Source organism: Mesotoga sp. UBA5847 (assembly GCF_002432735.1).
Taxonomy (GTDB): domain Bacteria; phylum Thermotogota; class Thermotogae; order Petrotogales; family Kosmotogaceae; genus Mesotoga.
In genome coordinates this window covers 179,272-187,036 of sequence record NZ_DJGL01000014.1, presented here as the reverse complement: position 1 = coordinate 187,036, position 7,765 = coordinate 179,272, and the positions used below count along the sequence as shown (strand labels likewise).

Here is a 7,765-nt window from a genome sequence, read left to right as displayed (position 1 = left end):
ATATATGGCTCATCGTATTTCTTGGAAAGACCGATCATGACTAATCCATCAGATACTCTGATAACACCGTCGATTTCTTCGGTTCTTGCCGTCTCAAAACTTCCCGAAAAAGCGAGAGTTGTGCAAACAACTGCTGTTGCGTACATAAGCAAAGCGAGTATTCTCATCTTTCGCCTCTCATCAAAGATAGATTTCATGCCACACGACTCTTTCTATCTAGAGGTAGTAAAGAACAGCCTCATTATCGGATTGTGATGACTTCTCGTTTGCAGTGGGAAAAACCAGTATGGAAGCGACCTAGAAGCGGCTCTCGCTTATGCATCAAAGGTGGAGTTTGGTTCGCAAAAAAGAAGATATCTGGAGCCGGTAGCGAGAATTTCAGGTCTTTGGTAAAGAGTTTCTTGGATTGGGTTAATGAGTAATATAATGGGTCTATAGCCTGTTGATTCCATTTTGAGAGGGTGATTCTCAATGCTTCAGCTGAAGGAAGTATCAAAAATCTACGAAACCGGTGAACTCAAACAAGAAGCACTGAGTGAAGTCTCAGTTTGTTTCCCAAAAAGTGAGTTCGTTGCCATACTCGGTCCCAGCGGTTCAGGCAAAACTACATTACTGAATATTATTGGAGGTTTAGATAGATGTGACTCGGGTGATCTGGTTGTAGAAGGCAGATCAACCAAGGAGTTCAAGGATTGGGAACTTGATTCATATAGAAACAAAAGCGTTGGGTTCATTTTTCAGAGTTTTGGCTTGATTCCTCACCTTTCCATCCTTGACAATGTTGAGTTGGCTATGACTCTCGGTGGAGTGTCGTCTTCAGAGCGAAAGAAGAGGGCTCTCGGTTTGCTTGAAAGAGTAGGCTTGAACGATCAGGTTCACAAGAAGCCAAGTCAGCTCTCGAATGGGCAGATGCAGAGAGTGGCTATTGCAAGGGCTCTGGCAAACGACCCTGAGATCATCCTGGCCGACGAACCTACTGGATCTCTAGATTCTCTGACTGGCGAACGGACGATTAGGCTAATAAAGGAAGTAGCCAGTGACAAGTTGGTAATCATGGTTACTCATAACGAAAAGATTGCAGAGGATTTTGCTGACAGAATCATCGCGCTTCAGGATGGTCGAATTGTTTCAGACACAAGACCATGCTCGGAAGATGATCCCAAGTCAGAACTCAAACTTAAGAAGACGAGTATGGGTTTCTCGACTGCTCTCAAGCTTTCCGCAACCAATATTCTCACTAAAAAGTGGCGAACGGGACTCACGGTTCTAGCTTCAAGCATTGGCATTATCGGAATTTTTCTTGTTCTTTCGCTTTCAAGCGGTTTTGGAAAACAGCTATCGGGTTTTGAAGCTCAGACTCTATCTACGTTTCCAATAATGATTAGTCAGACAACTATTGACATTGAGTCCCAGAAGCCCCAATTGCTAGAGTATGACGGTCGGTTCGTCTATCCGTATGATCCGAGCGATGAGATCTTGATTCACAACAACGATCTGTCCGAAGAGTATTTGAACTACGTTGAGAGCATAGATCCAAAGCTTCTTTCGGGGTTCACTTACACGCGGCACGTTAACATGAATCTGGTTGCGAGATTCGGAGATATGGCGAAGACGGTAGATCAAACACAGGTGAACTTCACCGCATATCCGGAGAACCGGGATCCCGACACCCCTGGGTATCTGGAAAGCAATTTCGATCTGGTAGCCGGCTCACTTCCAGTAGAGCCAACTGATCTGCTGCTAATAGTAGGCCGAAACAACAGGTTGTCTAAGGAGGTCCTTCAGGCCATAGGAATTGACTATGAAAGAGAGAGAATCGATTTTGGAGATATTCTTGGACTCGAGATTAAGGCAATCTACAACGATGACTTCTACGTGAGGAATGGAATGCGTTTTTCTCCCAAGACGTCTTTGAGCGATCTGATTGAACTGTACTACGGTGACTATGGAATCACTTTAAGGATTGTAGGAATTATTAGGCCAAAGAAGCACATTGAGTTCTCGGTTCTTGATGAAGGAATTACTTATTCCGATCGACTGGCTCAGATGTTTATTGAGAATGCACGGCAGTCTGAAATAGTACGAACTCAGAAGGATCTCTACATCAATGTTTTCACTGGAGAGCAATTCGCTTCAGATCTCTTCAACGTTCTTTCGGTTATCCCGCCCGATATCACGGCCCGTCTTGTCGGGGGGATTTCATTGCCTGTGACAAAGAGGAATACTCTTCAGAAGCTCGGAGCATTTGAGACACCGGTTTCCGTGGTACTTTATCCGAAGGACTTCAAATCCAAGGAAAAGATTCTCCAGCATCTTGATGCCTGGAACGAAGGCAAAGTGGAAAATGAAAGAGCTGTCTATATTGATCTCGCATCAACAATTTCAAGATTGCTGGACGGTGTGTTGAACGCCTCGACACTAGTACTCCTTTCGTTTGCTGCGATTTCACTGGTAGTCTCGTTAATAATGGTCGGAATCATAACGTTCATCTCTGTGACAGAGAGAACAAAGGAGATAGGCATTCTCAGGGCACTTGGAGCAAGGAAGAAGGACATCGGTGCTGTATTCAACGCAGAGAATTTCGTTATAGGGTCATTTTCGGGCGTGATTGGAGTAGCTATCGGCTCATTGCTGGTGCCGGCGATGAATTCGGTAATCGAAAGTTTAACGGGTCTTGCCAATGTGGCTTGCCCCGATCTGATTCATTTTTTGGGGCTCAGTGGAGCAACCATTCTGCTGACAGTTATTGGAGGGTTGATACCCTCAAGGATAGCTGCCAGCAAAGATCCTGTGGAAGCTTTGCGTACTGAATAGGACTCTGCGGTTGAGTCTTAGTCATTTGCGGATGGTCTTCTCCATTTGTTTGGAGTGGTTTCAAGGGCTCTTCGTGGAAAACGTTTGCTGTTTCACTTCGCCTAAGACTTCCTTCAGAATGGCTTGAACGAGAGTTGAATGATCATGATCCGGGTATATACAGATTCAGGTCCTTTGAAAGATTTGTGATCTCGACTGAGGGCATCCTAACAAGCTTGCCCGAATCAAATCCGAAAAAAATGAGATAGACTGATTCCGGTGCACCTGTCCTTAGGTAGGCGTCTTTTCCGACCATGATTGTGTACTTGGTCTCTACCTCTGGATTCTTGAAGTAGTAGAACTTCTCTTGAGAAAGGCCGGGTTTGAAATTCTTCTGAAAGAAATACCCAGAGTCAGTAGAAGCTTTTTTTATTCCAACCCAGATATCTTTGGTGCCCGTTACGAAAACCCTGAAATACGGTCTATCGCTCGCTTTCTGAGCCTCTGTGATTATGGCTTCCAGATCTACCGTTGTGTTCGAGAGAAAGTTCTTTGCAACTATATACTGCTCCAGTGTCCCTCCCGATCCAAGAAGTCTTTCAACACTTGCGAGCTTTGCCTTGAAATCATCTTCTATTGACAGCAACTCCTGATCATACTGCTTGCGCATTTGAGTAAGCTCGGCTTCCATCTGTCCAACTTTGTTGATAGCAATTAGCGAGAATATGAAACCGATTATCGCAGCCATTATCAGGAAAAGACCGATAGCGAGCGCAGGGGAAGTCCTTCGTCTCTTTGCCATTCTTCACCTCTTTCTCCCGCAAAAGAAGAGATGCTCGGAACGGGCAAAAGTCTCGCGGTTTCCGCAGTATTTGTATTCCCAGTCTACCGCCGCGCTTATTCTTGAGGCCAGTGCCCTCTCATCATACGGATAGAAGGCAACTACCGATGCTGTGTCAATTAGATCGAACCCATTCTCGCTCAGACGAAATTCTACTTCGCCCGGAAAGAAAGGTCTGGTCACAAAGACCTTTCTGCTGAGTGAACTATCTCCTATGGGGATCTCTCCACCTTCAATGAGAGCTTTGGCCATTGAATACTCTCCCCTTGAGAGGAAATCCTGCAAGAAGGCCCAAGCATTATCAACGGTAGCTATAAGTACCCCATCTTTCTTAAGTACCCTGCACGCTTCTTTGAGTACTTTCGTCGAGTCTTTGACATAAGAAAGAAGATCGCCCATTGCAAGAACGTAGTCAAAACTCTCCCCTTCAAATGGAAGGTTATCTGCGTTCGACCTGAGAAACCTCACGTTGAGTTCGGCTATCTCGGCCTTCATGGACGCGACCTTCAACATCTCTTCGGCGAGATCCACTCCTGTTACTCTATGGCCTTCTTTTGCAAGATACAATGCCCATCTTCCTGTTCCAGTACCGATATCAAGTACCTCTCCCAAGGTCTCTACGTGGTCGGCCAGAAGTCTTTCAACAGTGGCGTGGAAAAGCCTCCAGTAGGGTTCTTCGTACAAACAATCATATCTACCTGCAATTTCGTTATAGTATTCCCATGAATCCCTCAAACCGGCGCACCTCACAAGAAGAATTACGGCAAATGAGCAATTAACTATAGTATAATACATACTTACCTGGGATTCAGAAGTTTGTTGACCCATAAGAGGAAGTGCGATCTGTGAAGATCCCCATGAAACTTCTCGAAGAACCATTTGAACTCATTAGGACCAGCAGGAAGACTTTTGAAGTGAGACTCAACGATGATAAGAGAAAGAAGATTTCGGCCGGAGATGTAATTGTCTTTACAAAAATCAGTAGCGGAGAGACTTTGTAAGTGCAGGTCTTGGGGGTAAGATCATTTGCGACTTTTGAAAAATTGTTTGATTCGTATGACGTTGAAAGACCAGGCGAGGGTGTTGATAGCTTACCGAAGAGAATCAGATCTATATTTTCAGATAACGACGAACGGAGATTTGGTGTTCTTGCTATCGAAATTGAGCTTGTCTTAGGGACCTAGAATCGTACTCTCTTCCCTGAAAAACTCTCCAAGCTTCTTTCCCATATCCTTCACGAATGTGTTTATGTCCTTCGACCTTTTTAGGTACCACCAGAAGACCAGTATTCCGATCGTTGCGCCGATATTGTTATATATGAGATCAAGCATTGTGTCGTCGAGACTATTTTCCTGAGCCATACGGTAACCGGGATAACCGCCAAAGATCTTGTCGGAAATGAACTCACCTATTTCCCAAAATACACCTATCATATTCACAATTGATATTCCGGAGAGCCAGACCTTCCACCTAACTGCCTTTTGGGGAAGGTTCGACCAGGCGATCGCCGAGCCGAAAATAAACGGAAAAAGAAAAAAAGCCCCCCAGAATCCACCGAAAATGTGAAGGAAATCGTCGAAAAGGGAGAATTTGTTGTAGAATTCACGCCACAAGCCAAAGAAACTATGAAGAGTGAGGTGCATCAATATGAGAAACCGCGTCTCCTCGTAAATCGGAACTCCTGTAATACCCTGGAATATCCAGGTAGAGTAGCCCAAAAACGCCATGATGAGGTAACCTAGCATATGAGGTAGATGGAAATTGCCAAGAGATCCAAATACCGGTACGAAAAGTAGAAACGAGGAAAGTATATTGATCCATTTAAGTGTGTTATAGAACTTTATGTTGGTTGACAGCATGGACTTGTTTAAAGTTGGTTTGTCGATTAGAGTCTCCCCAAAACTCCACGCGTATGCTCCAAGAATTCTAAGGACGTTCTTTAGAGTCATCAAAGGCCTCCGCAAATTGTCATTTTGTTCACATTATACACTTATACACAAATATACACAAACTTGCCGGTTCACTATCGATATAATTTAACATAGCAGTTTACAAGTGAAACAGACTGCGGATATTCGCGCTGCTTTGTCAAACTCATTTGTTAGACTATTCAAGAGGTGAGGTTATATGAATTCGAGAAAGGGCTTTGACTTCAATGAGTTTGCCACAATATACTCTCAGCACAGATATCCCAACGAGAAGTTGGTGGAGCACATTTTCAACAGAGTGCACTACGCCGACAGAATACTGGAAGCCGGATGTGGGACTGCTGATTACGTGAGCGTCCTATCAGAACTACTCTATGCGGATGGTTTTGGATTCGATATTAGTCCATCAATGATTTCCGAGGCCGAAAAGAAGAATCACACCGTCGATCTGAAAGTAGCTGATGCCAATAAAGCTTTTCCTTACGAGGATTCTCAGTTTGATTTTGTTTTTAACATAAATCTTGTCCACTACATTTCCGATCTTGAAAACCTCTTCATGGAGAGCTACAGAGTAATGCAAATCGATGGAAGTGTTCTCACGGTAACTGATTCATGCCAGGACATAGGAGAGAGAACTTTGACTCAGTATTTCCCTGAGACATTGGAGATAGACAGGGAAAGATATCCTGGAAACTCAGCTATAATGTCGGCTATGAAGAAGGCTGGATTCGAAGGCATCTATACTACAAAAGTGAAGACCACCTTTGAGTTCAAGAAGCAGCACTATGACCAATACAGAAGCAAGGCCTATTCGGCATTGAGATTGTTATCCGAAAGAGGTTTCAGAGAGGGAATGAAGAAACTTGAAGCGGACATGAACAAAGGACTTGTGATGGGAAGAAAGGCTTATACTCAGATTTGGGGTATCAAAGTAGCGAAGAGAGACTTCGATCTTCCAACGATATTTTCAACAAGCTTCGATGGCAGAGAAAGAAGCAGTTAACAGATGGAGGTATTGTTGTGAGGAAGACGGCGATTAATACTCTGGTCGTAGCTGTTGGTTCATGTTTCTTTTCGTCTGCTATGAGCGGCGGAAAATGAGTCACTTTCTCTGTTCTAAGTGCGGCCGGAGGTATCCTGCAGATACGAGGCAATTCAGGTGCTCATGCGGAGGGACATTCGATCTGGATTTTAGAGCTCGGTTTCCAGTGCATGAGATTGAGAAACGCTCTCACAATATGTGGCGCTATCGTGAAGCTTTACCAGTCGAGTTTGATTGCTCTATTGTCTCTATGTCGGAAGGGTGCACTGCGTTAGTCGAAGAGGTAATTGGAGGAAGAAGCGTTTTTATCAAGAATGACACACTGTTTCCGACGGGCTCATTCAAGGATAGGGGAGCAAGTGTTCTTATAAGCTATGCGCGCGAACATTCAGTGAAATCGGTAGTCGAAGATTCGTCGGGTAATGCTGGTTGCTCAATCGCTGCTTATGCGTCCAGAGCTGGTATGCGTTGTGAGATATTCGTCCCCGATAGCACATCTCAGAGCAAGTTGAACCAGATCGCGGCCTACAATTCGAGAGTGAAGTTGGTCAAGGGGTCTAGAGATGATGTGGCGAGGGAGATTCTCGAAACTGCAAGTATGGAGTTCTATGCTAGCCATGTATACAATCCATTCTTTCTTCACGGAACAAAGACATTTGCCTTCGAAGTATGCGAGCAGCTTGGTTGGAAGAGTCCAGATGCAGTAGTCGTTCCCGTGGGCAATGGGACACTTCTCCTCGGAGTGGCTATAGGATTTGACGAATTGCGTTCTGAAGGCGTAGTCAACAGAGTTCCAAAAATCATTGCGGTTCAATCGAAGAATTGCTCTCCTCTTTTGCAAGCGTTCAATAAGAAGTCTGATCTGCCGTTGCCCCTGAAGATCGAGAAGACCATTGCTGAAGGAATCGCAATTGAAAGGCCAGTTAGGGGAGCGCAAATACTAAAGGCCGTTACCAGAAGCAATGGAACATTTATTGGTGTTGCTGAAGACGAGATTGTTGAGGCGGGAATCGAAATGGCAGGACGTGGGTTCTTTATTGAACCAACTGCGGCAGCAACGATTGCAGGCCTTAAGAAGTATGTCACGTCTAGTAGTTCTCACGATTTGATTGTTTCAGTCTTCTCCGGTCATGGCCTGAAGACTGATCGATAACTCTGCGT

The 7,765-nt window shown here is 44.7% G+C and carries 7 protein-coding genes; 4 read left to right on the top strand and 3 right to left on the bottom strand.

Going from position 1 to position 7,765, the window contains the following annotated elements; all coding sequences use genetic code 11:
• The first annotated feature begins 471 nt into the window (after positions 1–471).
• On the top strand, positions 472–2,814 hold the full coding sequence (locus tag B3K91_RS02275; protein WP_214060837.1) for an ATP-binding cassette domain-containing protein: 2,343 nt from the start codon (positions 472–474) through the stop codon (positions 2,812–2,814).
• Between the two features lie 142 nt (positions 2,815–2,956).
• Here B3K91_RS02275 and B3K91_RS02270 read toward each other — a convergent pair whose 3' ends face one another.
• Positions 2,957–3,595, bottom strand: coding sequence for a hypothetical protein (locus B3K91_RS02270; RefSeq protein ID WP_292592683.1), 639 nt, complete (start codon positions 3,593–3,595; stop codon positions 2,957–2,959).
• Between the two features lie 3 nt (positions 3,596–3,598).
• A complete protein-coding gene (locus tag B3K91_RS02265; protein ID WP_292592681.1) occupies positions 3,599–4,429 on the bottom strand; it encodes a class I SAM-dependent methyltransferase in 831 nt (276 codons plus the stop codon).
• A gap of 50 nt (positions 4,430–4,479) precedes the next feature.
• On the opposite strand from B3K91_RS02265, the gene B3K91_RS02260 reads away from it, so the two are divergent.
• Entirely contained in the window at positions 4,480–4,635 is a 156-nt protein-coding gene (locus B3K91_RS02260; protein WP_214060839.1) for a DUF3850 domain-containing protein, read from the top strand.
• A gap of 171 nt (positions 4,636–4,806) precedes the next feature.
• Here the strand turns inward: B3K91_RS02260 and B3K91_RS02255 are convergent, their stop codons facing one another.
• Positions 4,807–5,583: a hypothetical protein gene (locus B3K91_RS02255; protein WP_292593918.1), complete on the bottom strand. Its 777-nt coding sequence runs from the start codon at positions 5,581–5,583 to the stop codon at positions 4,807–4,809.
• A 178-nt stretch (positions 5,584–5,761) separates the two neighbouring features.
• Here B3K91_RS02255 and B3K91_RS02250 point away from each other — a divergent pair, with 178 nt between their 5' ends.
• Both B3K91_RS02250 and thrC read left to right on the top strand, forming a co-directional pair.
• Positions 5,762–6,565 carry a class I SAM-dependent methyltransferase gene (locus B3K91_RS02250; RefSeq protein WP_292592677.1) on the top strand — a complete coding sequence of 268 codons (804 nt, stop codon included), beginning with the start codon at positions 5,762–5,764 and terminating at the stop codon, positions 6,563–6,565.
• 205 nt (positions 6,566–6,770) lie between these two features.
• Entirely contained in the window at positions 6,771–7,757 is a 987-nt protein-coding gene (gene thrC / locus B3K91_RS02245) for a threonine synthase (RefSeq protein WP_292592675.1), read from the top strand.
• The last annotated feature ends 8 nt before the right edge of the window (positions 7,758–7,765 follow it).